27 protein-coding genes, 1 tRNA gene and 1 riboswitch are annotated in these 25,944 nt (G+C 68.3%); of the genes, 11 read left to right on the top strand and 17 right to left on the bottom strand.

From position 1 onward, the window contains the following. Window positions 1–93: 93 nt before the first annotated feature. The gene (locus QOZ99_RS18370; protein ID WP_370876889.1) at window positions 94–1,845 is read left to right on the top strand and encodes an ABC transporter ATP-binding protein/permease; all 1,752 of its coding nucleotides are present in this window, start codon (window positions 94–96) and stop codon (window positions 1,843–1,845) included. A 15-nt stretch (window positions 1,846–1,860) separates the two neighbouring features. Here QOZ99_RS18370 and clcA read toward each other — a convergent pair whose 3' ends face one another. The 4 genes from clcA to QOZ99_RS18350 form a co-directional block, all read right to left on the bottom strand. Beyond that, window positions 1,861–3,234: a H(+)/Cl(-) exchange transporter ClcA gene (gene clcA / locus QOZ99_RS18365; protein WP_306891448.1), complete on the bottom strand. Its 1,374-nt coding sequence runs from the start codon at window positions 3,232–3,234 to the stop codon at window positions 1,861–1,863. 200 nt (window positions 3,235–3,434) lie between these two features. Next, complete coding sequence (locus tag QOZ99_RS18360) at window positions 3,435–4,385, bottom strand: ABC transporter substrate-binding protein (RefSeq protein ID WP_306891447.1); 951 nt, start codon at window positions 4,383–4,385, stop codon at window positions 3,435–3,437. 70 nt (window positions 4,386–4,455) lie between these two features. Continuing rightward, window positions 4,456–4,570, bottom strand: a riboswitch (TPP riboswitch). Window positions 4,571–4,916: 346 nt separating this feature from the next. Beyond that, the gene (locus QOZ99_RS18355; protein ID WP_306891446.1) at window positions 4,917–6,107 is read right to left on the bottom strand and encodes a winged helix-turn-helix domain-containing protein; all 1,191 of its coding nucleotides are present in this window, start codon (window positions 6,105–6,107) and stop codon (window positions 4,917–4,919) included. Window positions 6,108–6,189: 82 nt separating this feature from the next. Continuing rightward, a complete protein-coding gene (locus tag QOZ99_RS18350) occupies window positions 6,190–6,942 on the bottom strand; it encodes an ABC transporter permease (RefSeq protein WP_306891445.1) in 753 nt (250 codons plus the stop codon). 150 nt (window positions 6,943–7,092) lie between these two features. Here QOZ99_RS18350 and QOZ99_RS18345 point away from each other — a divergent pair, with 150 nt between their 5' ends. Beyond that, on the top strand, window positions 7,093–7,929 hold the full coding sequence (locus tag QOZ99_RS18345) for a universal stress protein (protein ID WP_306891444.1): 837 nt from the start codon (window positions 7,093–7,095) through the stop codon (window positions 7,927–7,929). A 223-nt stretch (window positions 7,930–8,152) separates the two neighbouring features. On the opposite strand, the gene QOZ99_RS18340 is transcribed toward QOZ99_RS18345, so the two are convergent. From QOZ99_RS18340 to QOZ99_RS18330, 3 genes are all read right to left on the bottom strand, one after another. Beyond that, entirely contained in the window at window positions 8,153–8,362 is a 210-nt protein-coding gene (locus tag QOZ99_RS18340; protein WP_183187938.1) for a cold-shock protein, read from the bottom strand. A gap of 167 nt (window positions 8,363–8,529) precedes the next feature. Next, window positions 8,530–8,814 (bottom strand): 30S ribosomal protein S21, encoded by a 285-nt coding sequence (gene rpsU, locus QOZ99_RS18335; protein WP_183187939.1) that lies wholly within the window; start codon window positions 8,812–8,814, stop codon window positions 8,530–8,532. Between the two features lie 169 nt (window positions 8,815–8,983). Further along, window positions 8,984–9,060: transfer RNA gene (locus QOZ99_RS18330), tRNA-His, on the bottom strand. Window positions 9,061–9,233: 173 nt separating this feature from the next. On the opposite strand from QOZ99_RS18330, the gene QOZ99_RS18325 reads away from it, so the two are divergent. After that, a complete protein-coding gene (locus QOZ99_RS18325) occupies window positions 9,234–9,524 on the top strand; it encodes a DUF4089 domain-containing protein (RefSeq protein WP_306891443.1) in 291 nt (96 codons plus the stop codon). Window positions 9,525–9,535: 11 nt separating this feature from the next. Then, window positions 9,536–10,945: an AtzE family amidohydrolase gene (locus tag QOZ99_RS18320; RefSeq protein WP_306891442.1), complete on the top strand. Its 1,410-nt coding sequence runs from the start codon at window positions 9,536–9,538 to the stop codon at window positions 10,943–10,945. 16 nt (window positions 10,946–10,961) lie between these two features. Here QOZ99_RS18320 and QOZ99_RS18315 read toward each other — a convergent pair whose 3' ends face one another. Further along, window positions 10,962–11,786 carry a TIGR02186 family protein gene (locus QOZ99_RS18315; RefSeq protein WP_306891441.1) on the bottom strand — a complete coding sequence of 275 codons (825 nt, stop codon included), beginning with the start codon at window positions 11,784–11,786 and terminating at the stop codon, window positions 10,962–10,964. Beyond that, window positions 11,783–12,709 (bottom strand): sulfite exporter TauE/SafE family protein, encoded by a 927-nt coding sequence (locus QOZ99_RS18310; protein WP_306891440.1) that lies wholly within the window; start codon window positions 12,707–12,709, stop codon window positions 11,783–11,785. The genes QOZ99_RS18315 and QOZ99_RS18310 overlap by 4 nt, the downstream gene beginning before the upstream one ends. A 415-nt stretch (window positions 12,710–13,124) precedes the next feature. Between QOZ99_RS18310 and QOZ99_RS18305 the strand changes: the two genes are divergently transcribed. Continuing rightward, window positions 13,125–14,354 carry a PQQ-dependent sugar dehydrogenase gene (locus tag QOZ99_RS18305; RefSeq protein ID WP_370876888.1) on the top strand — a complete coding sequence of 410 codons (1,230 nt, stop codon included), beginning with the start codon at window positions 13,125–13,127 and terminating at the stop codon, window positions 14,352–14,354. 69 nt (window positions 14,355–14,423) lie between these two features. Then, window positions 14,424–14,759, top strand: coding sequence for a c-type cytochrome (locus QOZ99_RS18300; protein ID WP_306891437.1), 336 nt, complete (start codon window positions 14,424–14,426; stop codon window positions 14,757–14,759). Here QOZ99_RS18300 and QOZ99_RS18295 read toward each other — a convergent pair. The 3 genes from QOZ99_RS18295 to meaB all read right to left on the bottom strand — a co-directional run bounded on the left by QOZ99_RS18295 (window position 14,731) and on the right by meaB (window position 16,992). Continuing rightward, window positions 14,731–15,405 carry a pyroglutamyl-peptidase I gene (locus QOZ99_RS18295; RefSeq protein WP_306891436.1) on the bottom strand — a complete coding sequence of 225 codons (675 nt, stop codon included), beginning with the start codon at window positions 15,403–15,405 and terminating at the stop codon, window positions 14,731–14,733. The two genes, QOZ99_RS18300 and QOZ99_RS18295, sit on opposite strands and share 29 nt — an antisense overlap. Window positions 15,406–15,493: 88 nt before the next feature. Next, a complete protein-coding gene (locus QOZ99_RS18290; RefSeq protein ID WP_306891435.1) occupies window positions 15,494–15,877 on the bottom strand; it encodes a response regulator in 384 nt (127 codons plus the stop codon). 122 nt (window positions 15,878–15,999) lie between these two features. Next, complete coding sequence (gene meaB, locus QOZ99_RS18285) at window positions 16,000–16,992, bottom strand: methylmalonyl Co-A mutase-associated GTPase MeaB (RefSeq protein ID WP_306891476.1); 993 nt, start codon at window positions 16,990–16,992, stop codon at window positions 16,000–16,002. 156 nt (window positions 16,993–17,148) lie between these two features. Here meaB and QOZ99_RS18280 point away from each other — a divergent pair, with 156 nt between their 5' ends. Then, a complete protein-coding gene (locus QOZ99_RS18280) occupies window positions 17,149–17,352 on the top strand; it encodes a CsbD family protein (protein WP_183187950.1) in 204 nt (67 codons plus the stop codon). 108 nt (window positions 17,353–17,460) lie between these two features. Here the strand turns inward: QOZ99_RS18280 and QOZ99_RS18275 are convergent, their stop codons facing one another. The 3 genes from QOZ99_RS18275 to QOZ99_RS18265 are packed head-to-tail and all read right to left on the bottom strand — an operon-like array spanning window position 17,461 to window position 21,399. Then, window positions 17,461–18,321 carry a branched-chain amino acid aminotransferase gene (locus QOZ99_RS18275; RefSeq protein WP_306891433.1) on the bottom strand — a complete coding sequence of 287 codons (861 nt, stop codon included), beginning with the start codon at window positions 18,319–18,321 and terminating at the stop codon, window positions 17,461–17,463. Window positions 18,322–18,331: 10 nt separating this feature from the next. Continuing rightward, window positions 18,332–19,714, bottom strand: a complete 1,383-nt coding sequence (locus tag QOZ99_RS18270; protein ID WP_306891432.1) for a dipeptidase — start codon at window positions 19,712–19,714, stop codon at window positions 18,332–18,334. Window positions 19,715–19,722: 8 nt separating this feature from the next. After that, window positions 19,723–21,399, bottom strand: coding sequence for a helicase HerA-like domain-containing protein (locus tag QOZ99_RS18265; protein WP_306891431.1), 1,677 nt, complete (start codon window positions 21,397–21,399; stop codon window positions 19,723–19,725). Window positions 21,400–21,651: 252 nt separating this feature from the next. Between QOZ99_RS18265 and folP the strand changes: the two genes are divergently transcribed. Both folP and folK read left to right on the top strand, forming a co-directional pair. After that, entirely contained in the window at window positions 21,652–22,494 is an 843-nt protein-coding gene (gene folP / locus QOZ99_RS18260) for a dihydropteroate synthase (protein ID WP_306891475.1), read from the top strand. After that, entirely contained in the window at window positions 22,484–23,032 is a 549-nt protein-coding gene (gene folK, locus QOZ99_RS18255; RefSeq protein ID WP_306891430.1) for a 2-amino-4-hydroxy-6-hydroxymethyldihydropteridine diphosphokinase, read from the top strand. The genes folP and folK overlap by 11 nt, the downstream gene beginning before the upstream one ends. Before the next feature lie 110 nt (window positions 23,033–23,142). Here folK and QOZ99_RS18250 read toward each other — a convergent pair whose 3' ends face one another. Then, window positions 23,143–23,532, bottom strand: a complete 390-nt coding sequence (locus QOZ99_RS18250; protein WP_306891429.1) for a hypothetical protein — start codon at window positions 23,530–23,532, stop codon at window positions 23,143–23,145. Between the two features lie 180 nt (window positions 23,533–23,712). Here QOZ99_RS18250 and QOZ99_RS18245 point away from each other — a divergent pair, with 180 nt between their 5' ends. Then, window positions 23,713–24,699 (top strand): zinc transporter ZntB, encoded by a 987-nt coding sequence (locus tag QOZ99_RS18245; RefSeq protein ID WP_306891428.1) that lies wholly within the window; start codon window positions 23,713–23,715, stop codon window positions 24,697–24,699. Between the two features lie 43 nt (window positions 24,700–24,742). After that, a complete protein-coding gene (locus QOZ99_RS18240; protein ID WP_306891427.1) occupies window positions 24,743–25,096 on the top strand; it encodes a hypothetical protein in 354 nt (117 codons plus the stop codon). A gap of 82 nt (window positions 25,097–25,178) precedes the next feature. Here the strand turns inward: QOZ99_RS18240 and QOZ99_RS18235 are convergent, their stop codons facing one another. After that, window positions 25,179–25,775, bottom strand: a complete 597-nt coding sequence (locus QOZ99_RS18235; protein WP_306891426.1) for a superoxide dismutase — start codon at window positions 25,773–25,775, stop codon at window positions 25,179–25,181. Between the last annotated feature and the right edge of the window lie 169 nt (window positions 25,776–25,944).

Here is a 25,944-nt window from a genome sequence, read left to right as displayed (position 1 = left end):
TTTCCAAAGTTTAATGAGCCGGCCATCTTCTGGCTGGCATTGATCAGCAAGTGTCGCGGATCGATTGCCTTCCCGATCCGGAGAAGCCCCTTGCTGCGCGCCATCCTCTCGCTGCTCGCCGATGTCTGGCGGCTGTCCGTTCCCTATTTCCGTGGCGAGGACAAATGGCGGGGCGGCATCCTGCTCGCCGCCGTGGTCGCGCTGGAAGTCGGCTGGGTCTACGCGACCGTGCTGCTCAACGAGTGGAACAACGCCTTCTACAACGCCATCCAGGAAAAGGACTACGCCGCCTTCACGCACCAGCTCTGGCTGTTCGCCGCCTATGCGGCGGGGGCGATCATCGTCGCGGTCTACCAGATCTATCTCCGGCAATGGCTGGAGATCCGCTGGCGAAACTGGATGACGGAAAAATATCTTGCCGCCTGGCTGGACAACCAGACCCATTACCGGCTGCGGCTGAAGGGCGACATGGCGGACAATCCCGACCAGCGTATCGCCGAGGATATCCGCTCCTATATCGCCCAGACCGTCAGCATCTTCATCGGCCTGCTAAATGCGGTGATGACGCTGGCCTCCTTCGCGGTGATCCTGTGGGGCCTGTCGGGCGATTTCCACTTCACCCTGTTCGGCAGCCAGTGGAACATTCCGGGCTATCTCGTGTGGGCGGCCTTCGCCTATGCCACGGTGGGCACCTATATCGCCCATCTCATCGGCCGGGTGCTGGTGAAGCTCAATTACGACCAGCAGCGCTTCGAGGCGGATTACCGCGTCGATCTGGTGCGCGTGCGCGAGAATGGCGAGCAGATCGCGCTGCTCGGCGGCGAGAGCGTGGAGCAGGGGCGGCTGCTCGATCGTTTCTCGCACATCGTGCATAATTACTGGGGCATCATGATCGCCCAGAAGCGGCTCACCTGGTTCACCTCCGGCTATGGCCAGGTGTCGAACGTGTTCCCGCTCATCGTGGTGGCGCCGGCCTATTTCGGCGGCTCCATCGCGCTGGGCCAATTGATGCAGACCGCCTCCGCCTTCGGCCAGGTGCAGGGCTCGTTCTCCTTCTTCATCAATGCCTACGCGACGCTGGCGGACTGGAAATCGGTGGTCGACCGTCTCATCGGCTTCGAGGACAATATCGCCGCCGCCCGAGCCGCCGCTGCCGTCAGCGCCTATCGCCGCGTGCCGGCCACCGACGGCGCCATGCTGGCCATCGACCAGATGGATGTCCGCCTGCCGGGCGGGCGCAGCGTGCTGATGGTGGACGGCGTCTCGGTGAGCCGGGGCGAGGCGGTGCTGCTCACCGGCCCGTCCGGCTCGGGCAAGTCGACGCTGCTGCGGGCGGTTGCCGGCATCTGGCCTTATGGCTCGGGCGCGGTGGCGCTGGCGCCGGAAGCACGCATGCTGGTGCTGCCGCAGCGGCCTTATGTGCCGGTGGGCAGCCTGCGCGGCGCGCTGGCCTATCCCGATCCGCTGGCCGAGCATGACGACGCCGCGCTGCGCGAGGTTCTGGAGGCGGTGGGGCTCCACGACTTTACCGACCGCCTCGACGAGCGAGCCCTCTGGCCGGCCATCATGTCGGGCGGCGAGCAGCAGCGGCTGTCCATCGCTCGCGCGCTGCTGGTGAAGCCGGACGTGCTGCTGCTCGACGAGGTGACATCGGCCGTGGACGAGCCGGGCGAGGCGGCGCTCTACACCACGCTGCGCGCCCGTCTGCCGGCTACCGCCATTCTCTCCATCGGCCATCGCTCGACGCTGAAGCCGCTGCACAGCCGGCATATCGAGATCACCCGGGAGGCCGACGCGCCGGCACGGCTGGACGGCCGCGGCACGTTGATCGCCCCCGCCGCGTGAGCCGGCGGGGTGGGGCTACCGGTCCTCGGCGGCCGGCATGCCGCTCATGTCCTTGTGCGCGGGCCGGCGCCACCGTCCCCGCCGGGGCGCCGGCTGGCCCTGCGCCTCGATGGCGAGCGTGCGCTCCAGCAGGATCTCGTAGATCGGCCGTCCGCCGAGCGCCTGAGCGGTCATGTTGGAGAGGATCGTGGTGACCATGACCGGCACCAGCATGGAATAGGCGCCGGTCAGTTCCATCACCAGCACCATGCCCACCAGCGGCGCGCCGATCGTGGCCGCGAACAGGCCGCCCATGGCCGCGATGGCGAGAGCGGGGAGGGCGTGGTCGGGCAGTGGCAGCATCGTGCCCAGCGCGGTGCCGTAGCAGAGGCCGATCGTGGTGGCGAGCGCGAGGATCGGCGCGAAGATGCCGCCCGCCACGCCGGTGGAATAGCTCGCCATCGTCATCACGAAGCGCAGCAGCACGATCACCGCCAGCATGGCGAGCGGAAGCTGCTCCCCGGCGAGGTGCACGGCCAGCAATTCGCCGCCCTGCGTCGCCTCGGGCAGGACGAACATGAGGACGCCGACGACGAGGCCGACCACGGCCGGGAAAATGTAGAACGAGGTGCTCAGCCCGAGATTGCGGACATGATCGAGCGCCCAGACCAGCGTGCCGTTGAACCCGACGCCCACCGCGCCCAGCACGACGCCCAGCACCGCGAAGGCCGGCAGCATGCCATAGGGCATGTCCGGCACGTTCATGAGCATGTAGGGAACGTTGCCGGTGAGAAACTGTGTGACGATGGCGCTGGCCAGCGAGGCCAGCACCACGCCGATATAGCTGCGCTGGCTGTAGGGAAACTGCCGCCGCGTCTCCTCGATCACGAACAGCACGGCGGCGAGCGGGGCGTTGAACGCCGCGGCGAGGCCGGCCGCGCCGCCCGCCGCGAGCAGCCCGCGCATGTCCTCGGTCGGCCAGCGCATCAGGTCGGAGGCCGCCTTGGCGATGGAGGCGCCCATGTGGATGGTCGGTCCCTCGCGTCCGAGCACCATGCCCGACGAGAGCGAGAGCAGTCCGGCGACGAACTTGACCGGCAGCACGCGGCGCCAGCGCACCTGCCGCAGTCCTTCCATGGCGCCCTCGATCTCCGGCACGCCCGATCCGCTCGCCTCGGGCGCGAAGCGGCGCACCAGCCAAAGCGACACCAGGGTCATTGCCGCGCCGACCAGCGCCGCCGCCACATAGAGCGGGAGGCCGGTCAGCTGCAGCCCGTCGCGCAGAAAGGCGGGCCAGGCGGCGGTGAGATGCTCCACGCCGACATGGAACGCGGAGCCGACAACGCCGACCGTGGCGCCGACCAGCGCCGCCACGACATGATAGACCCCGTTGCCGCTGCGCTTGTCCATGTTTCGCTCCTCCCACGCCGCCCGCCGAAACCGATGTCTCGGTTAGCATTGCCGCGCGGGAGCGGAAAGGGATGTGCGCGCGAACGCTCCCCGCCCGCCGCGTCTTGGGCGTGCGAATGGGAGCCGGGCGATCCCGGATCGGCCCCCGGCGGGCGCCTGGGCAAGGGGCGATCGCGGCAGACCTTACGGCAGCATCGGCCTTACGGCAGCATCGGCGCGTAGGTCGCCACCGGCTCCACCGTGTCGATCAGCCCGTGCGTCTTCATGAATTCGCCGAACCGCTCATAACGGCCGCTGTCCAGCGCGGCCGGCGCATGGGCGAAGCGGCGCAGCGTGTCGGCCCAGGCGGTGCGGTTGAGTTCGTCGTCGAGCTTGGGATTGGCGGCGACGAACAGCTTCCACGCCTCGTCCGGGTGGTTGAGAATATAGATCGTGGCATCCTCCACCGCCGCGAGGAAGCGCTTCAGGCGGGGATCGCCGATCTTGTCCTTGTGCGCGACATAGATCAGCTCGTCGAAGACCGGCACGCCATGCTCCTCGGGATAGAAGGCCAGGCCCTCCTTGCCCTCCAGCTTGATCTGGGTGAGCTCGAAATTGCGGTAGGCGCCGATGACGGCGTCGACCTTGCCGGCGACCAGCGCGGGGGAGAGGGCGAAATTGACGTTGATCATGGTGACGTCGGTCGGCTTCAGCCCGGCGCTCGCGAGCATGGTGCCGAGCAGCGCGTCCTCCAGCCCGGCCACGGAATAACCCACCGTCTTGCCCTTGAGATCGGCGATCGACTTGATCGGGCCATCCTTCAGCACGACCAGCGCGGTGAGCGGGGTCGAGACCAGCGTGCCGAAGCGCACCAGCGGCAGGCCTTCCTTCACCGAGAGATAGAGGTTGGGCTGGTAGCTGACCGCGACATCCGCCTGTCCGGCGGCGACCAGGCGCGGCGGCGCGGATGGATCGGCCGGCGCCACCAGTTCGACGTCGAGATCGTGGGCTTTGAAGAAGCCCTTCTCCTGCGCCACGATCAGCGGGGCGTGGTCGGGATTGACATACCAGTCCAACAGGACGGTCAGCTTGTCGGCGGCGCTGGCGGGGGCGAGCGACAGGGTAAGCGCGACGGCCGAGGCGGCGAGCGCGCGGGTGATGGACGTCAACATTGGATCTCCTCCCAGTTGGAGATCCGGCGCATGAGCATTCGGGGGAAACCGGCGCGGGCGCCCGCGTGCGACCCCGCCGTCGTTCCGTCCCTTCGCCGGCATGACCCGGATCAGGTTCAAAGGGTCTGGCGGATGCCATCTCAGCCCCTTGATCCTGTGATCGCGGGACACCCCTCGGACACGCGGACGTTAGCAGAGCCGGTATGCCGGGGCAAATGGGTGGGCGGGAGGGGTTGGAACGAAGAGCGACGAAGAGCAACCGCCACGGCTGACTCCCTCTCCCCGACGCGGAGAGGGTGGGGTGAGGGGTAGGGCGGGCTCCAATTCCTACGCCCTCCGGCTCCGAACACGACCGGCGCGGTCGACCTCTCCCCGGCGGGAGAGGTTAGGCGGGCGAACGCCTCGTCGTCAGGGGCGGACCTGGCGCTGTCCTCCACGTCCGGTCCTCCACGTCCGGTCCTCCACGTCCGGTCCTCCACGTCCGGTCCTCCACGTCCGGTCCTCCACGTCCGGTCCTCCACGTCCGGTCCTTCACTCCCCGCGCCAGCCCTCCAGATAGACCGTGCGCTCCACCCCGGCGAAGCGGCCGAGGCGCGCCAGTTCGGCGTCGAGCGCGGTCAGCCGCCCGGCGGAGGGCCGCACGCCCGGCTCCAGCCACAGGCGGCGCACGTCGAGCGTGCCGGCCTTGCGGTCGGCCTTCATGTCGATGCGCCCGATCAGCCGGTCGCCCTCCAGAATGGGGAAGACGTAATAGCCCCAGACCCGCTTTTCCGCCGGCACGAACACCTCGATGCGGTAGGTGAAGCCGAACAGCCGTTCCGCCCGGTTGCGGTCGCGCAGCAGCGGGTCGAACGGGCTCAGCACGCGCAGCCGCGCCGGCGGCGAAGGCAGCGCGTCGAACCGCTCGGCGCTGCCGGCGAGCGCGTGCGAGGCGCGCGGCTTGCCGTCATCGGCCGGGGTGATGGCGACGGGTTCCAGACGATCGCGATTGGCTTCCACCCAGCGCTTCGCCTCCTCCGGCGTCACAAGGTCCCAGAAGGCGGCAATCTCGCCCGACGTGGCGAAGCCGAGCCGTTCCAGCGCGCTTGTGCAGGCCCAGTCGATGAAGGTCTGCTCGCTTACCTCACCGGCGAAACGATGGGCGGGTATGACCCGTGTGGCGAGGTCGTAGACCTTTTGAAAACCCTCGCGGCCGGCAATGGCGAAAGTGCCGGTGCGCCAGTGATATTCCAGCGCGGTCTTTTCCGGGTGCCAGTTCCACCAGCCGCCGGGCGGGCGTTTCTCGGCTTCGAAGTCGCGCGCCATCAGCCGGCCCTCGCGCGTCACCCGCTCCAGGACGTGCTCGATATAGCCCTCGAAACCGTTCTCGTGCCAGCTGCGCCAGCGCTCCACCAGCCGGGCGCGGGAGCGCGCGAAGCGGTGCTTCCAGTAGGGGTAGAAGGCGCTGGGGATGATGGCCGCGTCATGCGTCCAGTGCTCGAACAGGTCGCCGTCGCTCTCCAGCAGCGCGGTCAGGTGCTCGCGCCGATAGCTCGGGTTGCGCGCGAACAGGATGTGGTGATGGGCGCGCTCGACGGTGGCGATGCTGTCCACCTGCACGAAGCCGATGTCGTGGACGAGGTCGAGCAGCCCGGCCTTGGTGAGCGCGCCGCGCGGCCGGCTCAGGCCCTGCGTGGCGAGGAAGATGCGGCGCGCATCGGTATTGGAGAGGGTCAGCGTCATCCGCGCATTGTGAACAGGTTCTTGATTCGTTCCAAGCCTGGATGCGGCCCATTGGCGCCGTTGCGCTTGAGCTTTCCGCCATTCAGCTTTCGGCCGTCTCGGGCGCCCAGGGCAGCAGCCGGGTGAGACCGCGATCCACCAGGGTGAACAGGGTCAGCGCGACCGCCAGCAGGATGGCGAGCGCGGCGAACACCATGTCGGTCTGCATGCGGGCATTGGAATAGATCATGAGATAGCCCAGCCCGGCCGAGGCACCGACCCATTCGCCGACCACGGCGCCGATCGGCGCGACGGCGGTGGCCACGCGCAGCCCCGAGGCCAGGGCGGGCAGCGCGGCGGGGATGCGGATGTAGCGCAGCGTCTTGAACGTGCCGACGCCGCCTAGCCGCGCGAGATCGACGAGCCCCTGCTCGGTGCGCGCCAGCCCGTCATGGAAGGCGGAGGCGACGGGAAAGAAGATGATCAGGCTGGCCATCACGATCTTGGAGGCAAGGCCGAAGCCGAACCAGATCACCAGCAGCGGGGCGATGGCGAAGACCGGCAGCGCCTGCGCCACCAGCAGCACCGGCCGCATCGCCCGCCGCGCCAGCGGCGAGGACGCCATGGCGAGCGCGCATATGATGCCGAGCGCCGAGCCGCAGACGAGGCCGAGCAGCATCTCGCCCAGCGTGATCGCGGCGTTGTGGGCGAGGATGGCGGCGTTGTTCCACGCGGTCACGGCGATTCGCAGCGGGCCGGGCAGGATATAGGCGGGAATCGCCATTAGCCGGACGGTGGCCTCCCACAGGCCGAGCAGAATCAGCGTGATCGCGAGCGTTCGCCCGATGACGGCCATGCGGCAAAATCCTATATCAGGTGCAACACTTATAGTCGGGGGCTACCGTCTGCGCGACGGTAGCCGGGCCGTGTATACCCCAAGCCCGATCTCGGCCCGCGCAACCCGGCATCCGGCGCGCCTTGGACAGAAAAAGGAGTGGAGACGCCCATGATTAAGGACATCCTTGTAAGTCTTCGCATCGGCGAGGGCGCGGACACGGCGGTCGACTACGCCGTTTCGGCGGCCGCCGCGCTCAAGGCGCATCTGACGGGCGTGGCGATCAGCTACGAGATCGACATTCCGCCCATCTACACGGAAGCGTTCTCGACCGATTTCCTTGAGACACAGCGCGCCGAGGGCCAGAAACTGGCGGAGCGTGCCGTGTCCTATTTCGGCGAGGCGACCCGCTCGCTCGGCGTCAACGCGGAGATCCGCTCGATTGACGGCACGCCGGGCGGTGCCGCCGAGCAGGTCGGCATCCTGTCGCGCCTCTATGACCTCACCATCGTCGGACAGGCCGATCCGGACCGTCCCGGCGCCGAGGAGGTGATTGCCGAGGCGGTGCTGTTCGATTCCGGCCGCCCGGTGCTGCTGATTCCGGTGAACCAGCAGAAGCCGTTCTCCGCCAAGCGCATCCTGGTGGCGTGGGATGGCGGGCGCGCCTCGGCCCGCGCGGTGGCCGAGGCCCGTCCGCTGCTCGCCCATGCCGACCTGGTCGAAGCCGTGGTGGTGGATACCGGCCGATCGAAGAAGGCCGATGCGCTGCCGGGCGCCGACCTTGCCCGCCATCTTGCCCGCCATGAGAAGACGGTGGAACTCCGCCGCCTGGTGCCGGCCAGCGGCGAAGGCATTGTCGACGTGCTGCTGCGGGAAGTGGCGGCGCGCGACATCGATATCGTCGTGATGGGCGGCTACGGCCATTCGCGCCTGCGCGAATTCGTGCTCGGCGGCGTGACGCGCGACATGCTGGAGCGCATGACGGTGCCGCTGTTCCTGGCGCACTGACCGGGCACATCGGGAACGGATGCGACCAAGGCCCGGCCATAGGGCTCGGCCAAAAGGCCCGGCCAGGTGCCGGGCCTTTTTCGTGCGGACGAGGGGGCGTCCCGGGCGAGGGGGCGTCGTGGGAAGCGTCCCGACAGCAAAAAGGCCGGGTTGCCCCGGCCTTTCCAACGAATCGGACGATCTCAGCGGGTTCATCCGCGACCGGATGGCCGCGAGGCTCGTCTCACGCAGCCTGCAGGTTGGCTGCCGACTGCTTGCCGGTGCGGCGGTCCGACTGGAGCTCATACGAGACCTTCTGGCCGTCGTTCAGGCCGGAGAGGCCCGCCCGCTCGACCGCGGAGATGTGCACGAACACATCCGGCCCGCCCTGATCCGGCTGAATGAACCCATAACCCTTCTGGGTGTTGAACCACTTCACAGTACCCGTCGCCATGACGAAATCCCTAGAGACAGCATAGATAGTTGACCGCGCGCCTCATTGCGCTGGTCGTGATGACATCGATTTGAGCGGAAGTTCGAAACGGCAAAAAGCCGCCGGCAACGTTCAACATGCAAGATCGATGCATCAAGGATGCCCGAACGAAAGTTCGGCGGCAAGCGTTATGTCGCCTTGCTTTCGGAGGGGCCGGCCATGCCCGGGGCGGACGGGCGGCGGACCATTTCCTTCTTCTTCGGCGCGGCAATCAGCCCTTCGCGAACGGCCTGCTTGCGAGCCGCCTTGCGCGCGCGACGAACCGCCTCGGCGGCCTCGCGGTTGCGGCGCTCGGAGGGCTTCTCATAGGAGCGCCGGGCCTTCATCTCGCGGAAGACGCCTTCGCGCTGCATCTTCTTCTTGAGGACCCGAAGGGCCTGATCGACGTTGTTATCCCTGACCAGTACGTGCAATGCCTATCCAATCGTCTGCAGCTCGGCTGCGGGTTGTGCGGCGCCGGAATCGGTGCCGACGACGTCATATGGTTCAACGAGGCCGGGATTGGAAGGGCGGTGAGGCCATCTTCACCCGCGACGAGGGCGCCACCCGCCATCAACGCATTGAGAGTCGGGGGTGATTCTCTGGTACAGCTGGGTGGGCTCGAACCACCGACCTCCGGTTCCACAGACCGGCGCTCTAACCAACTGAGCTACAGCTGCGTGCCAGAACGGCGCGGAACCTAATTAAGCGGCAGCCGCTTGGCAAGGCCGCATATGCCTCCTTCTGCTGCAATCGGGGACAACAGCCCCTCCATCCCCTGCCGATCCACTCTCGGCACGCGTGATGGCGCCTTTCGTGGCATGGTTTCTGTATGCCTCGGGTGAGGCGGGCGATGTTCCGCGATCGGCACGGGCAAGGCATGACGGGGCAGGGCATGAGCGGGCAGGGCATGAGCGGGCAAGGCATGAGCGGGCAGGGTGACACGGGCGCGGGCGGCGGCGGGGCGGGCAGCGGGGCGGGCGCGCTGCTGGATGCCGGACTGGCGATCGAGGGGCTGCCGCTGGAGCCGGAACTGCGACCGCGCGTGGTGATGCATCTGGCGACGGCGATCGCCATGGCCCGGCTCGTCACCTCCTTTGCGCTGCCCGACGACGCCGAGCCCGCCCCGGTCTACGTGCCGTGAGCGAGCCCGTCATGAATGAGAACACGCAAGCCGCCCGCCTGCTGGCCGGTCCCGCCCTCGCGCTGGCGAACGCGGTGAGCGCCGGGCAGGTGAGCGCGCGCGCCGTCACCGAGGCGGCGCTGGCGCGCATCGCGCAGGTCGACCCGGTGCTGAATGCCTTCACCGATGTCACGAGCGCGCGGGCACGGGCGGAGGCCGCAGCGATCGATGCCCGGCGGGCGGCCGGCGCGGTGCTCGGCCCGCTGGCGGGCGTGCCCTTCGCGGTGAAGAACCTGTTCGACCTTCGGGATCTGCCGACCCGGGCGGGCTCGCGGATCAACCGCGACCGGCCGCCGGCCCCGCGCGACGCCACGCTGGTGGAGCGGTTGACCGCGGCGGGGGCCGTGTGCCTGGGCGGCCTGAACATGGGCGAATATGCCTATGACTTCACCGGCGAGAACCTGCATGACGGCAATTCGCGCAATCCCCACGACACCGGCCACATGTCGGGCGGCTCCTCCGGCGGCTCGGGCTCGGCGGTGGGGGGCAAGCTGGTGCCGCTCTCGCTCGGCTCCGACACCAATGGCTCGATCCGCGTGCCCTCCTCGTTCTGCGGCATTTTCGGGCTGAAGCCGACCTATGGGCGGCTGTCGCGCGCCCGCAGCTTTCCCTTCGTCGCCAGCCTCGATCATCTCGGCCCGTTCGCGCGCCACGTCGCCGATCTCGCCGCCACCTATGACGCCCTGCTCGGTCCGGATCCGGACGATGCCGCGCTGGCGGACAGGCCGACCGCGCCGACGCTGCCCGGCCTTGATGAGCCGGGCCATCTGCGTGTCGCGGTGCTGGGCGGCTGGTTCGCGCGCGCGGGCACGCCGCAGGCCTATGACGCCGTGGCCCGCGCGGCGCGGGCGCTCGATGCCACGACGATCGTGGAACTGCCGGAGGTCGAGCGGGCGCGGGCCAGTGCCTATCTCATCACCATGGCGGAAGGCGCGGCGCTGCACCTTGACCGGCTGCGCGAGCGGCCGGGCGAGTTCGACCCGGCCGTGCGCGAGCGCCTGCTGGCCGGCGCCGTGCTGCCGGCGGCCTGGATCGCCCGCGCGCAGAATTTCCGCCGCTGGTTCCGCGACCGGGCGGTGGAACTGTTCGCCGACTGGGACGTGCTGATCGCGCCCGCCACGCCGGTGCCCGCGCCGCGCAGCGGGCAGGCGACCTTCGTGCTCGACGGGCGCGAGATGCTGGTGCGGCCCAATATCGGCATCTACACGCAGCCCATTTCCTTCGTCGGCCTGCCGGTGGTGGCGGCGCCGATCGCCACCGACAACCCGCTGCCCATCGCGGTGCAGCTGATCGCCGCGCCGTGGAGGGAGGAGGCGGCGCTGCGCGCGGCGCGGGTGCTGGAGCGCGCGGGCATCGCGGTGGCGCCGGAGCCCAAGATGTGAGCGGCAGAGCGGGCGATCAGTCGCGGCGGAACACGATATTGGCGCAGAAGCCGACGGCGATCGCCCCGAAGGCGCAGATGAAGCCGTAAAGCCACGGGTGGTCCTGCGCCGCGCCGGCCACGGCCTGCTCGAAATCGACCTTGGCGACATCGAGCCGCAGCGCGGCCTGCTGCGTCAGGGTGCGGTCGGCGAAGACCTTGACCACGACGTCATAGGTGCCGATCGGCGCCCGCCCGGGGATGGGGAACACCGCGCGGAAGATGTGCGGGGCGATGAACTCCACTCCCGTGTGGTCCTCGACATAGAGCCCCTGCGCCTGCTTCACCCGCAGGAAGGCCTGCCGGAACGGGTCCTGCGCCACCACGTCGGCATAGTCCGACCCGATGCGCTGCAGCAGCCGGTTATTGGCGAAGCCGGCCTGTTCCTGCCGGAGCGTGTCGGCATCGCTCATCAGCGCGGGGTCGCGGTTGCTCAGTACGGCGAGGTAGGAGGGAGCGGCGAGGAAGCTGCGGCTGTCGACATTGATCCACAGGCCGAGCCGGCGCTCCTTGCGACGGGCGAGAAAGCTCTGGTTGGGCCCGCGCACCGTGACGACGACGTCAGGGGCCGGGGAGGCGCCGGGGGAGGCGCCGGTCGCCGCCGCGCCTGCGCCGGGTTCGATGACGCCGAACAGCACGATATTCTCGCCGGCGAAGCTGGAGGTGATGGTGACGCGCGCTTTCGACAGCGACAGCACCAGCCCGTCCGCGCGGGCAACGCCGGGAAACGCCGCGAGCGCGGCGGCGAGCAGCAGGAGCCGCAGGGCGTCCCACCGGGCGCGGGCGCGACGGGCGGCGCTCATGGCGTCCGCTCGTCGATGATGACGGAATAGAGGTCGGCGGGCCGCGCGATCTGGTCCCACGCGACACGCAGGCCGACCGCCAGCACCAGCAGCCCCAGCAGCAGCCGCAGGTTCTCCGCCTTCAGCGTCTGGCCCGCCCGCGCGCCAAACTGCGCGCCGACCGTGCCGCCGATCATCAGAACGAGGCCCAGCACGGCATCCACCGTCTGGTTCAGCACGGCATGCATGATGATGGCCGCGAACATGGTGAAGAGCGTCAGCAGCAGCGACGTGCCCACCGAGGTCACGGTGGGCACGCGCAGCAGGTAGATCAGCGCCGGCACGAGGATGAAGCCGCCGCCAATGCCCATCAGCGCGCCGAGGAAGCCGATCGCGAAGCTGATCGTGACCACCGGGATGACCGAGACATAAATGTGCGATTGCCGGAAGCGCATCTTGAATGGCAGGCGCAGGAACAAGGGATGCGCGCCGGGCCGCGCCACCGGCGCCTTCACGCCGCGCCGCCGGCGGATGACCGCCCCGAGCCCCTCCACCACCATCAGCGAGCCGATCGTGCCGAGCAGCACGATATAGGCGACGGCGATGACCAGATCGAGCTGGCCGAAGCTGCGCAGGATCTTGAAGGTGATGACACCCGCCAGCGTGCCGGCGAGCCCTCCCGCCAGCAGCACGGCCCCCAGTTGCAGGTCGACCTGCCCGCGGCGCCAGTAGGTGAGCGCGCCGGAGAAGGACGAGGCGGCCATGTGGGTGCTCACGCTCGCCACCGCCACCGCGGGCGACACGCCCAGGAAGATGAGCAGCGGCGTCATCAGGAAGCCGCCGCCGACACCGAACATGCCCGATATGAACCCCACCGCCACGCCCATGGCGAGAAGGGTGAAGACATTCACCGGCAGTTCCGCGATCGGCAGGTAGATGGTCACAGGACGCGCCTCGCCACCGGGGAGAATTCCACTCTCCGCCTTAGCAGAATTCGCGCGCCGGAAAATGCCTGCGATCGTCGCGGGTCGCCCGCCTTGGCCATGGGTCTCCCGCGGCAGGTGCTCACGGCAGGTGCTCACGGCATGAATTATAATGAATATATTTTATGCGTGCCGCAGTGTCGATGTAGTATTGGCATGCCACATTTTGATGAAGCCGATCTCTGGTAAGCAAAATTGTCCAGTTTTTTGCCATAAGCGGCATCAGTGCTGACTTATCGCCTGCATTTGCCATGCTAGCGTGCCCGCGCAACGGACCCGCTCGAGGTTCGGCATTCCTAGGAGGAACCCCATGACCAAGAACCCGCGCGGCCAGCGGGCCGGCGCTCTGATGGCGTCGACGATACTGGCCGGTGCCATGGTGCTGTCGGCCGGCGTTTCCGGCGCTCTCGCCCAGTCGACCGACAATCTCGATAAACTGTCCAACTTCCAGTCCACCGGCGCCTCCATGGAGATGGAGACGGTGCCGCAGACCGGGCCGCGCGTCGCCGCGTTCAACAAGACGCTGGCGGGGATCAAGCTGCCGGAAGGCTTCAAGATTTCGCTCTACGCCATCGTGCCGGACGCCCGCGAGATGGCGGTCGGCCCCTCCGCCGGCGTGGTCTTTGTCGGCACCCGCAAGTCCAAGGTCTGGGCGGTGACGGACCGCGACAAGGACCGCGTCGCCGACGAGGTGAAAGTCTTCGCGCCCTCCATCCAGTTCAAGCTGCCCAACGGCGTATGCTTTTCCAAGGACGGCTTCCTCTTCGTCAGCGAGCAGAACCGCGTGCTGCTGTTCCCGGCGGCGGAGTTCTTCTACGAGGGGCCCGATGTCGCCGCCTTTCAGGTGGTCAAGCAGGGTGACCTGATCCCGGTGACGGAGGAATCCTTCAACCACACCGCCCGCGTCTGCCGTATCGGGCCCGATGACAAGCTCTACATAACGCTCGGCCAGCCCTTCAACGTCTTCCCCAAGGAGAAGATGGACCTCTACAAGAAGGTCGGCATGAGCGGCATCGTGCGCATGGATCGCGACGGCAAGAACCGCGAGGTCTATGCGACCGGGGTGCGCAACTCGGTGGGCATGGACTTCAACCCTAGGGACAAGACCCTGTGGTTCACCGACAATCAGGTCGACGGCATGGGTGACGACATCCCGCCCGGCGAACTGAACCGCGCCACCAAGGAAGGCGAGAATTTCGGCTTCCCCTATTTCGGCGGCGGCTCGGTGCGCACGGTCGAATACAAGGACCAGACGCCGCCCGCCGATGCGGTGAAGCCGGAAGTGGAGATGGCGGCGCACGCGGCCGATCTCGGCATGACCTTCTATTCCGGCCAGCAGTTCCCGCAAGCCTATCGCGGCGGCATCTTCTCGGTGCAGCACGGCTCGTGGAACCGCACCACGCCGGTCGGGGCGCGGGTGATGTTCACCACGCTGAAGGAGGACGGCACCGCCGATAAGACCGAGGTGTTCGCCTCGGGCTGGCTGACGCCGAACGGGGAATATCTGGGCCGGCCTGCGTCGGTGGCGCAGCTCAATGACGGTTCGCTGCTGGTCTCGGACGACACGGCCGGCGCGATCTACCGCATTTCGTACGGCGACAATTGAGCCCTCGCATGCGCATCCCCGCGGCCGTCACGGTCGCGGGGGTCTTATCTCCAGGTCCGGGATTACCAGATGAAAGTCGTCTTCTGCGTGCCGCTCCTCGCGGCATCGATGCTGCTATGCGCGCCGGCCATGGCGCAGGATGCCAAGGCCGGGCGCGCCAAGGCATCCGCGCAATGCGCGGTCTGCCACGGCAGCAACGGCATGTCGCAATTGCCCACGGCGCCCAACCTCGCCGGACAGGTCGACATCTATCTCGCGAAGGCGCTGGAGGATTTCCGCGCCGGTCGCCGCGAAAACGAGATGATGACCGTGGTCGCCAAGGGACTGTCCGATGCCGACATCGCCAACCTCGCCGCCTGGTACGCGTCGATCCGGATCACGGTGGAGATGCCACCATCGCCATGAGGTGCGGCCGGTTGAGGTGAGCTTGCCGGTGCTGCGCGACGAGGCGTAGTACCAGCGCTTCCAGCGCCCGCAGCAGGGCCTGGCCCGTCAGGCCGGCGCGGGGATAGGGAATGTGCACGAACACCGCCCGTCGCGCCGGTTCCGCCGCGCGGGCCCAGCCATAGGCGCCATAGGCGAGAGCATTGCAGATATAGCGCCCCGCATCGCGCGACACCCGGGCAGGCGCATGCGCGGCCCGCAGGGCGTGCACGAGATCGACCGCATCCGCCGCGCAGCGCCGCAGGGCGGCGCTCGTTTTTATCGGGCTTTCCACCTGGCCCCCCACTTGGCCCCCCACCGGGCTTTCCACTGGGCGCGCGGCGGGGCGGCGGCGGCGGACATCGGGAAACCCGCCGCTCGCCCGCCGGGCGATCCGCTCCACGCAGATAGCGCGCCGTCGCCCGGCGAGGCCGAGCATCAGCACGATGTCGGGGGAAAGCCGCTGCAGCAGCGCGGGAAAGGCCTGTGCCTCCTCCCACGCCGTCGGCAGTACCCGAAATTCGACAGCGAGCCTGCCGAGACGGCGCGAGCGGGCGAGGGCGCGCGCCAGCGTGCCGGAGGGATTGGCCGGCGCGCCGGGGAAGCGGCCGAAACCGGTGATCAGCAATCGTGGAGACGCGAGGGGGTGTGTCAACGATGGAGCGCTGCCGGGATGGGGCGGGATGGGCACGCCGCCTCGATGCGCGGGCGCGGCGTCAGCCGGGACCCGGCTTGAGCGCCAGCGCCAGAGCGCCTTCGAGTTCGGCCAGTTGGAATGGCTTGGCAAGGGTCGGCCGGTCACGCCATTCGGCGAGCAGGTCATTATCGGCATAGCCGGTCGCGAACACCAGAGGGATGCCGTGGCCGGACACGGCCTGCGCGATCGGGTAGCTGCGATTGCCATTGAGGTTGACGTCGAGCAGCGCGACATCGATCTCCGAATGTCGCGAGGCGATGAAGTCGAGCGCGCCGTTAATGCCCGATTCCGTGCCGACGACCGTGCCGCCAAGCTCCTCGATCATCTCCTCGATCATCATGGCGACCAGTGATTCGTCCTCGACCAGGAACACCCGGCGTCCCGCGAGATCCTGCTTGGTCATGTCGTGCCTCCCTGCGCGCCGTTGATGACGACGCCTTGTTTCGATTGCACGCCTGCTCACGCGGCGGGAGTGTCGGTCCTGCGCGCGCGCCTGTCCACTGCTTTGATGGCCGCGAGCGGGCCTCACACACCCAGCAGCGCGGCGACGCGTGAGGCGCCAAGCGTGGGGGCGAGGCGGCCATCGGCCACCGCGCGCTCGATGGCCGGCACCTCGGCCCGCAGCACGGGGTCCGCGCGCATGCGCCCGCGCAGCCGGTCGTCGAACAGCGTCCACATCCACTTGACCTGCTGCGCGCTGCGCTTGGCCGCGAACGCGCCGGCGAGACGGGAACGCTCGCGATGCAGCAGCACCTGGCTCCACACATCCTCGATGCCCGCGCCGGTGAGGCCGGAATAGGTGAGCACCGGCGGCGCCCAATGCGCCTCGCGGCCGCCGAGAACGTGAAGCGCGGCGCGGTATTCGCCGGCCGCCGCACGGGCGCGCGGGAGGTTCTCGCCATCCGCCTTGTTCACCGCGACGATGTCGGCCAGTTCGAGGATGCCTTTCTTGATGCCCTGCAACTCGTCGCCCGCTCCGGGCAGCATGAGCACGAGGAAGGTGTCGGTCATGTCCGCCACCGCCGTCTCCGACTGGCCGACGCCGACCGTCTCGACCAGCACCACGTCATAGCCGGCCGCCTCGCACAGCAGCATGGTCTCGCGGGTGCGCGCCGCCACCCCGCCCAGCGTGCCGGCGGAAGGCGAGGGGCGCACGAAGGCGCGCTCGTCCATCGACAGGCGCGCCATGCGGGTCTTGTCGCCGAGGATCGAGCCGCCGGTGCGGGTCGAGGAGGGATCGACCGCCAGCACGGCGACGCGGTGGCCCTGGGCCAGAAGATGCGTGCCGAGCGCGTCTATGGTGGTCGACTTGCCTACGCCCGGCACGCCGGTAATGCCCACCCGCACCGCTCGCCCGGTCTGCGGCAGCAGCGCCTGCAGCAGTGCCTCGGCCAGCGTGCGGTGCGCGGCCTTGCGCGATTCCACCAGCGTGATGGCACGGGCGAGCATCGCCCGGCGCCCGGCGCGCACACCGTCGACCAGGGCCTCAAGCGAGGGAAGGGGAGCGGCGTGGATCAAAACGGCGACCTGTGCGTTGTTCACACGATGCTAGCAGCCGAGCCCGTGCCGGCAACCCCATGCGGCGGCGACGCGGATAGGTCGCTCGACAGCTGCGGGCCGGCGCGCCCCTTGCCTGACGAGGCGAGGCACCCTTTGCAACATGGGAGAGCCCCGATGAATTGGGATCGTATCGAAGGCAACTGGAAACAGCTCAAGGGTCAGGTGCGCCAGCAATGGGGCAAGCTGACCGACGATGATATCGACCGCCTGCACGGCAAGCGCGAGCAACTCGAAGGCGTGTTGCAGGAGCGCTATGGCCTGGCGAAGGACGAAGCCAATCGCCAGATCGACGACTGGAGCCGCCGCTTCAAGATGTAGCCGCGCCGCCGGCCCTGCACAGCATGGCGTGTTGCCGCCCCCGCCGGCCGGCGGGGGCGTTTTTCGGCCGGCCGATGGCCGGCTCAGCGGCTCGCGGCACGGGCGGCTTCAGCCATGCGCGAAGTCCCAGTAGAGTTTGCGCGCCTTGCGGAACACCGGGCCGGGCTGCAATTCGCGCTCCTCGACGCGGGTGATGGGCGCGACCTTGGAGTAATTTCCGGTCGTGAATACCTCGTCGGCACTCTTGAAATCGTCCCAGCGCAGTGCGGTTTCCACAACCTCCACCCCGGCCTCGCGCAGCAGCCCGATCGCGCGGGTGCGGGTGATGCCGGACAGGAAGGTGCCGTTGGGCGCCGGGGTGAACGCGACGCCGTCCTTGGCCAGGAAGATGTTGGCGGTGGCCAGTTCGGCGACGTTGCCGAGCATGTCGCACAGCACTGCATTGTCGAAGCCGCGCTTATACGCCTCCGCCAGCGCGCGGCTACCGTTGGGGTAGAGTGCGCCGGCCTTGGCGTCCGTCACCGCGCATTCGATGCTCGGGCGGCGGAACGGCGAGAGCGTCACCGCCAGGCCGCGCGCCGTATCAGGCATGCCGGCCTCGAAGATGGTCAGGCACCACCGGGTGGATTCCGGGTCGGCGTCCACGGTGCGCGGGCCGGGGAACTCGGCCCAGTACATCGGGCGGATGTAGAGCGCGGCGTCGGGTGCGAAGCGCTTGAGGCCCTGATGGGTCAGCTCCACCCATTTCCCGATGGATACGACCGGCTTGAGGCCCATCGCCACCGCCGAGCAGTTGACCCGCGCGCAATGCAGCTCGAGATCCGGCGTCACGCCTTCAAAGGCGCGAGCGCCGTCGAACACCGAGCTGCCAAGCCAGGCCGCATGGGTGCGCACACCCATGATCGGCAGGTTGCCCTCGTGCCATTGCCCTTCGAAGAATGTCCAGGTCTGCGTCCAATGATGCGACATGCCGTTCCCCTCAATCCGCCAGCGCCGCGAGCACGCGGACCCAGCTGCGAATGCCCTTGTGGAACGAGGCGAGGTCGTATTTCTCGTTCGGCGAATGGATGCGGTCGTCGTCGAGCGCGAAGCCGATCAGCAGCGTGTCCTGATCCAGCGTCTTCTTGAAGTGTCCGACGATGGGAATCGAACCGCCGCCGCCGATGGTGACCGCAGGCCGGCCCCACTCGTCCTCCAGCGCCGCCGCCGCCCGGGCAAGGTTGGGGTTGTCGTGCGACACCGCCACCGCTGGCGAGCCGTCGCCGCTGAGGAAGTCGACGGTCGCGTCGGGCGGCAGCTGCGCGCGGATAAAGGCGCGCACCGCGTCCCGCACATGGCGAGGGTCCTGCCCGGCGACGAGGCGGCAGGTGATCTTGGCGGTGGCGATGGAGGGGATCACCGTCTTGCCCCCCTCGCCGATATAGCCGCCCCACATGCCGTTGACCTCGAAGGTTGGGCGCGAGGTGGTCATCTCGATCAGCGAGCGTCCGGCCTCGCCGATCGGGGTGGTGAGGCCGATCGGCCCGAGGAAGCTCTCCGGCGTGAGGCCGAGGCTGGCCCACTGCGCCTTTACCGCGTCCGGCGGCTCGCTCACGCCATCATAAAAGCCGGGAATGGTGATGTGGCCATCCGCGCCATGCACGCTGGCGATGATCTTCGAGAGGACGTGCAGCGGGTTGGCCGCGGCGCCACCATAATAGCCCGAATGCAGGTCGCGATTGGCGCAGGTGATGACGATCTCGTCATGCATCAGCCCACGCAGCGAGATGGTGATGGCCGGTGTGTGCCGGTCCCACATGCTGGTGTCGCAGACCAGGGCGATATCGGCCTTGAGCGGCTCGCGGTTGGCGGCGAGGAAGGGCGGCAGGTTGCCCGAGCCGCTCTCTTCCTCGCCTTCCACGAGGAAGGTGACATCCACCGGCAGCGCGCCCGTGACCTTGAGATAGGCGCGGCAGGCCTCCACGAAGGTCATGACCTGACCCTTGTCGTCCGACGAGCCGCGCGCGACGATGCGCCGTTCGCCGTTCGGCCCCTCGATGAGGGTCGGCTCGAAGGGCGGGTTGTCCCACAGGTTCAGCGGGTCCACCGGCTGCACGTCATAATGGCCGTAGAACAGCACGCGCTTGCCCGCGCCGCCATCCGAGCGGGCGGTGACGACGGGGTGGCCCGGCGTGTCGTTCAGCGTCGCCGTGAGCCCGAGGCCGGCGAGATCGTCCACCAGCCACTGCCCGGCGCGCCGGCAGTCGGCCGCATAGGCGCGGTCGGTCGAGATGGAGGGGATGCGCAGGAAGTCGAACAGGCGCGCGATGGCAGCGTCGAGGTCGGCATCCACCGCGGCGAGGACGCGGTCGAGATCGGACATGGTATGGCTCACTTGCGGCGGTTGGTGGGCGTGTTGCCCGTGAAGTCGTTGAAGATCTGCGCGAAATCGTCGGATGGCGCCGCGCTGGACGAGCTGGAGGCCCGGGTGGCGCGCGGGGCGGAGACCGCGCCGGTGGCGCGCGCGCGCCCGCCCAGCACGTTGCGCAGGATCGCCTTGGTCGCCTGGTTGACCACTTCGCGCGTCACCTGGCGGGCGACCTGCTCGCCAATGGTCATGCGCCCGCGCGTCCGTCCGCCACCGAACAGGCCGCCCAGCACGTCGGAGATCCAGCCGCCGCCCGCGGCATCGGCTTGCGTCGGCGCGGGAGCGGCGGCGTCGCCACGGCCCGGCGCGGGCGGGGCTTCTTCCGGTGCATCGCCCGCCGCGCGCTTGGCCAGCATTTCATAGGCCGACTCGCGGTCGAGCGTCTCATCATAGCGCCCGCGTACCGGGCTGCTGGCGATCGCCACCTTGCGCAGTTCCGGCGTGATCGGGCCGACGCGGCCGGCGGGCGGGGCGATGAGCGTGCGCTCGACGATGGAGGGCGTGCCGTTGCCTTCCAGCATGGAGACCAGCGCCTCGCCTTTGCCGAGTTCGGTGATGACCTGGGCGGTATCGAGCTTCGGGTTGGGGCGGAATGTGTCGGCTGCCGCCTTCACCGCCTTCTGGTCGCGCGGGGTGAAGGCGCGCAGCGCGTGCTGCACGCGGTTGCCCAGCTGGGCGAGCACGCTCTCGGGCACGTCGAGCGGGTTCTGCGTGACGAAATACACGCCCACGCCCTTGGAGCGGATGAGGCGGACGACCTGCTCGATCTTCTGCAGCAGCGCCTTGGGGGCATCGTCGAACAGCAGATGCGCCTCGTCGAAGAAGAACACGATCTTCGGCTTGTCGGGGTCGCCCAGCTCGGGCAGTTCCTCGAACAGCTCGGACAAGAGCCATAGCAGGAAGGAGGCGTAGAGCTGGGGCGAGCCCATCAGCTTGTCGGCGGCGAGGATGCTGATCGTGCCATAGCCCGAGCGCGGGTCGATCCGCATCAGATCGGCGATCGCGAGCGCCGGCTCGCCGAAGAACCGATCGGCGCCCTGGTTCTCCAGCACCAGCAGCGCGCGCTGGATGGCGCCCACGGTGGCCGCGGAGACGTTGCCGTAGGTTGTGGTGAGCCGGGCGGCATTCTCGGCCACGAAGGCCAGCATCGCCCGGAGGTCCTTGAGGTCGAGCAGCAGCAGCCCCTGCTCGTCGGCGATGCGGAAGACGACGTTGAGCACGCCTTCCTGCACCTCGTTGAGGTTCATCAGCCGCGCCAGCAGCAGCGGGCCCATCTCGGAAATGGTGGCCCGCACGGGATGGCCCTGCTCGCCGAACAGGTCCCAGAAGATCACCGGGAATTCATCGGGCACATAATCGAGGCCGATCTCGGCGCAGCGCTTGAGGATCCAGTCCTGGCCCTCGCCGGGCATGGCGACGCCGGACAGGTCGCCCTTGATATCGGCGGCGAAGACCGGCACGCCGGCCCGGGAAAAGCCTTCCGCCAGCGTCTGCAGCGTCACCGTCTTGCCGGTGCCGGTGGCGCCGGTGGCGAGCCCGTGGCGGTTGGCGAGCTTCAAGGTCAGGTATTCCGGCTTCTCGCTTTTGCCGACGAATATCTTGCCGTCGACGAATATCTTGCCGTCAATGCCTGTCGACATGATCGCCTCCCGCGAGCGCACTCAAGGTCCACCTTTAGAGCGCAGGCGGGGGCGGTTCGGCAAGCCGGGCCTGTCCGTCATCCCGGCCGAAGGCGCCGCCGTCGAGCCGGGATCGCCGGAAGGTGAAGGAACGGCGCGCGATCCCGGCGCGCGCCCGTGGCGCGTCCGGGATGACGTTCGACGTGCGAGGCGCTTGCCTTCCGCCCCGTGGCGCGCGATGGGGAGGATGACAAACGCATGACCGGGAAGACCATGGCCGCTCTCGCCCCGCCCACCCAACGCCGTTTCGACGCGCGCGGCCGCCGGCTCGACTATGCCGGGCGGACGCTGGTGATGGGCATTCTCAACGTCACGCCGGACTCCTTCTCCGATGGCGGTCGCAGCGCCGCGCTCGACGACGCGCTCGCCAATGCCCGCCGGCTGGTGGCGGAAGGCGCCGATATTCTCGACATTGGCGGGGAATCGACCCGGCCCGGCCATATGCCGGTGCCGGTGGAGGAGGAGCTTCGCCGCGTGCTTCCCGTGGTGGAGGCGCTGGCCGGGCTGCCGGTGCCGCTCTCCATCGACACCCAGAAGGCGGTGGTCGCCGAAGCGGCCCTCAAGAAGGGTGCCGCGATCGTGAACGACATCTGGGGCCTGATGGGCGATCCCGACATGGCGCGCGTGGCCGCCGCCCATGACGCGGGGGTCGTCGCCATGCACAACCGCAGCACGGTCGATGCGAGCATCGACATCGTCCCGGACATACTTGCCTTCTTCGAGCAGTCGCTGGAGCGGGCGGCGCGCGCCGGCATTGCCCCCGCGCGCATCAGCCTCGATCCCGGCATCGGCTTCGGCAAGACCTTCGAGCAGAATCTCGCCGCGCTCGCCGCGCTTGGCCGGTTCGTGGCGCTCGGCTTTCCCGTGCTGCTCGGCACCTCGCGCAAATCGCTGATCGGCAAGGTGATCGAGACCACGCCGGCCGAGCGGCTGCCGGGCACCATCGCCTCCAACGTCATCGGCATCATGGCCGGCTGCGCGATGATCCGCGTGCATGACGTGGGCGCCCATGTGCAGGCGGCGCGGGTGACGGAGGCGATCCTCCATGCCGCGTAGCACCGCGCCGGACTTCTTCATCCGGCGGCCGCGCAAGGTCGAGAAGCGCGTCGCCTATCTCTGCCTCGGCTCCAATCTGGGCGAGCGCGCCGGCACCATGGCCAAGGCGGTGGGCCTCATCGCCCGCGCCGGGCTGACGATCATCGCCCGCTCCTCGCTTTACGAGACGCCGCCCTGGGGCCCGGTGCCGCAGGGCCCCTATCTCAACATGGTGGTGGCGGTGGAGACCGAGCTTTCCGCCCGCGAGCTGCTCAACCTGCTGCTCGGGGTGGAGCACGCTTTCGGGCGGGACCGCACGCGCGAGGTGCGCTTCGGGCCGCGCACCATCGATATCGACATCCTGCTCTATGGCGAGGAGGTGATCGACGAGCCGGACCTGGAGATTCCCCATCCGCGCATGATGCAGCGGGCCTTCGCGCTCATTCCGCTCGCCGAACTGGCGCCCGATCTCATCGTGCTCGGCATGCCGATCCGCGCGGCGCTGGCGGGGCTCGACCGCGCCGGCATCGTCAAGGTCGATCCGCCGCCAAGCGGGTAAAGGCCAAGCTGGGAAAGGCCAAGCGGGTAAAGGCGACACGGGTGCCTGCGCGAAAGGGGCGGATCGCTCCGCCCCCAGGCAGGGTCACGCTACGTGGAAGGAGAGAAGCCTCAGCGGCACATCCGCACGTCGCGGTAGAAAGGCCGGCCCCAATTATCATAGACCGTCTGGGTCTCGGTCCAGCAGCGCGGCTGGTTATAGTAGTTGTTGGCGGCCGCGGCGGCGATGCCGCCGACCACCAGTCCGCCGATGATGCCGGCCGCCACGGCGCCGCCATTGTTGCGCGGGCCGTAATAATAGCCGGGGCCACGTCCCCAGCCGGGGCCGCCGCCGCCCCAGCCGTGGCGCGGGCCCGGCCCGCCCCAGCCATGGCGGGGGCCGGGGCCGCCATCCCAGCCGCCCGCGGCGGCGGGAACGGTGGAGGCGAGGGTGAGGCCGGCCAGCGCGAGCGCGGCCAGCTTGGTGGTGGTGGCAAAGCGGAACCTGGCAAAGCTGAACATGATGGCCTCGATGAACTCTGCTAATCGCCCGCGGCCGGGATCGGCCGTTCATGCTGGGAAAGCTAGTCCCCGGCGGCTTACGGTGAACTGAACCGTTTGTTGCGAAAGGTTCATCAAACTGAACGCATTCCATCTATCTCATTCACCGCGCATTCATGTCGCGGGCACGGAGGGCAGCGCGTGGTCGACTACGATAGTGAGGGCCTGATCTCGGCATGGTCCTTCGACGGCGCCGGCACGGGCCGCCGCATCGGCTGGGACGAGATACGGCGCGGCGCTCCCTCCGGACGCGGCTTCGACTGGATCAACCTGCAGCAGCTCGATCACCGCTATGGGAAGAACTGGCTGAACGACGAGAGCCTGATCGATCCGTCCATCATTGAATCGCTGACCGCGGCCGAGACGCGCCCGCGTTGCGCGCTGTTCGACAACGGCGCCTTCCTGAACCTGCGCGGCATCAACCTGATGCCCTATTCGCTGCCGGACGAGATGCATTCCATCCGCTTCTGGGTGGAACCCAACCGCATCGTCTCGGTGCGCAAGCGCACCCTGTCGGCGGTGGGCGATTTCGAGGATGCGATCCAGCGGGGCCGGGCGCCGCGCTCGCCGGGCGAGTTCGTCGCCGACCTGTCCATGCGCCTTGTCGACCGCATGGACACGGTCATCACCGCGCTGGCCGAACAGGCGGACGAACTGGAAGAACTGGTGCTCAGCGCCACGCTGTCCAATCTCAGCGTGAAGGTCTCGGAGGTGCGGCGCGTCGCCATCATCCTGCGCCGCTACATCGCACCGCAGCGCGAGGCGCTGAACCATTTCTCGCTGGAGGATGCCGAATGGCTCTCCCCGCGCGACCGCAACCGGCTGCGCGAGGCGGCGGACCGGGTGACGCGCTTTGCCGAGGAACTGGATTCGGTGCGCGACCGCGCCGCCGTCATCTATGACCAGATGGTGGAGCGGCGCGCCGAGCAAATGAACCATTCCATGCTGATCCTCGCCGCGGTGACGGTGGTGTTCGCGCCGATGACGCTCATCACCGGCCTCATGGGCATGAATGTGGAGGGCATTCCCGGCGCGCAGGACCCGAACGGCTTCTGGGCGGTGACGCTGATCGCCGGTTTGCTCGGCGCGGGGCTGGTTGCATTGTTGCGGATGATTCGCTGGCTCTGAGCGGGCGATCCCGTGCGGCGCCGCAGCAGAAAGGAGCCTGCCAATGAGACGCTCATTGCGCATCATCGTCGCCGTCACCGGGCTGGCGGCGGGGGCCGCGCTCGGGGCCGCGCCGGCCGGGGCCTATGAATTCACCGGCACGTTTCAGGGCGGCGACTGCAAGGCGATGGCGGCCAGCATTCCCGCCGCCGATCTGTGGTACGGCCATTTCACCGGCCAGCGCGACGCCTTTGGCGGAATGTACCGCTATGAATGGCGCACAGCCGTGGGCTGCTTCAAGACCCGGGACGCGTGCGAGAACTGGCTCTACCAGTGGCGCTCGGAATATTCGCTGAACTACCGGATGGATTTCTGCGTGAAGGGCTATGTTCCGCGAAAATACGACATTCTCGGCTGACGCTTCCGCCCGCCCGGGCGACATAGAAAGGGGCCGTCGGCACGCTGATCGTGCCGACGGCCCGCGATCCCCGGCAGGGCTGTCAGACCGCCTTGGAATAAAGCTCGGCCACGTAGTCCCAGTTCACCAGATTCTCGACGAACGCCTTGAGGTAGTCCGGGCGACGGTTGCGGTAGTCGATATAGTAGGAGTGTTCCCACACGTCGACGCCGAGCAGCGGGGTCGCGCCCTTGATCAGCGGGCTTTCGCCGTTCGGGGTCTTGTCGATGACGAGCTTGCCGTCCTTCAGCGCCAGCCAGGCCCAGCCCGAACCGAATTGCGTGACGCCGGCCTGAATGAAGTCTTCCTTGAACTTCTCGACCGAGCCAAGATCCTCTACGATCTTCTTTTCAAGCTCGCCGGGAATGGCGCCGCCGCCATTGGGCTTCAGCCAGTTCCAGAAGTGCAGGTGATTATAGTGCTGGCCGGCATTGTTGAAGAGGCCGGGGATCTTGCCGTAGGAGCCCTTGACGATCTCCTCGAGCGACTTGCCCTCGAATTCCGTGCCCTTCAGCAGATTGTTGCCATTGGTGACATAGGCAAGATGGTGCTTGTCGTGGTGGTATTCGAGTGTCTCGCGCGACATGTAGGGCGCGAGTGCGTCGTAGGAATAGGGAAGCTCGGGAAGCGTGAAGGACATGGAATCTGTCTCCGCAAAATGAAACCGGCCGCGCCGCGACGGCGCCTTCCACGGGTGCGCTGGCACCGAGGAGGATCGGCCATGTCTAGATAGGGCCGTCCGTGACGGTCGACAACCGAAAGCATCGCGCACGCCGAAAATCTTGGCATCGGCACGCGCCGATGCCGAT

The sequence above is a fragment of the Ancylobacter amanitiformis genome (assembly GCF_030814815.1).
Taxonomy (GTDB): Bacteria; Pseudomonadota; Alphaproteobacteria; order Rhizobiales; family Xanthobacteraceae; genus Ancylobacter; species Ancylobacter amanitiformis.
The sequence above is the reverse complement of the archived record's forward strand: the minus strand, read 5'-3'. Positions and strand labels throughout refer to the sequence as shown.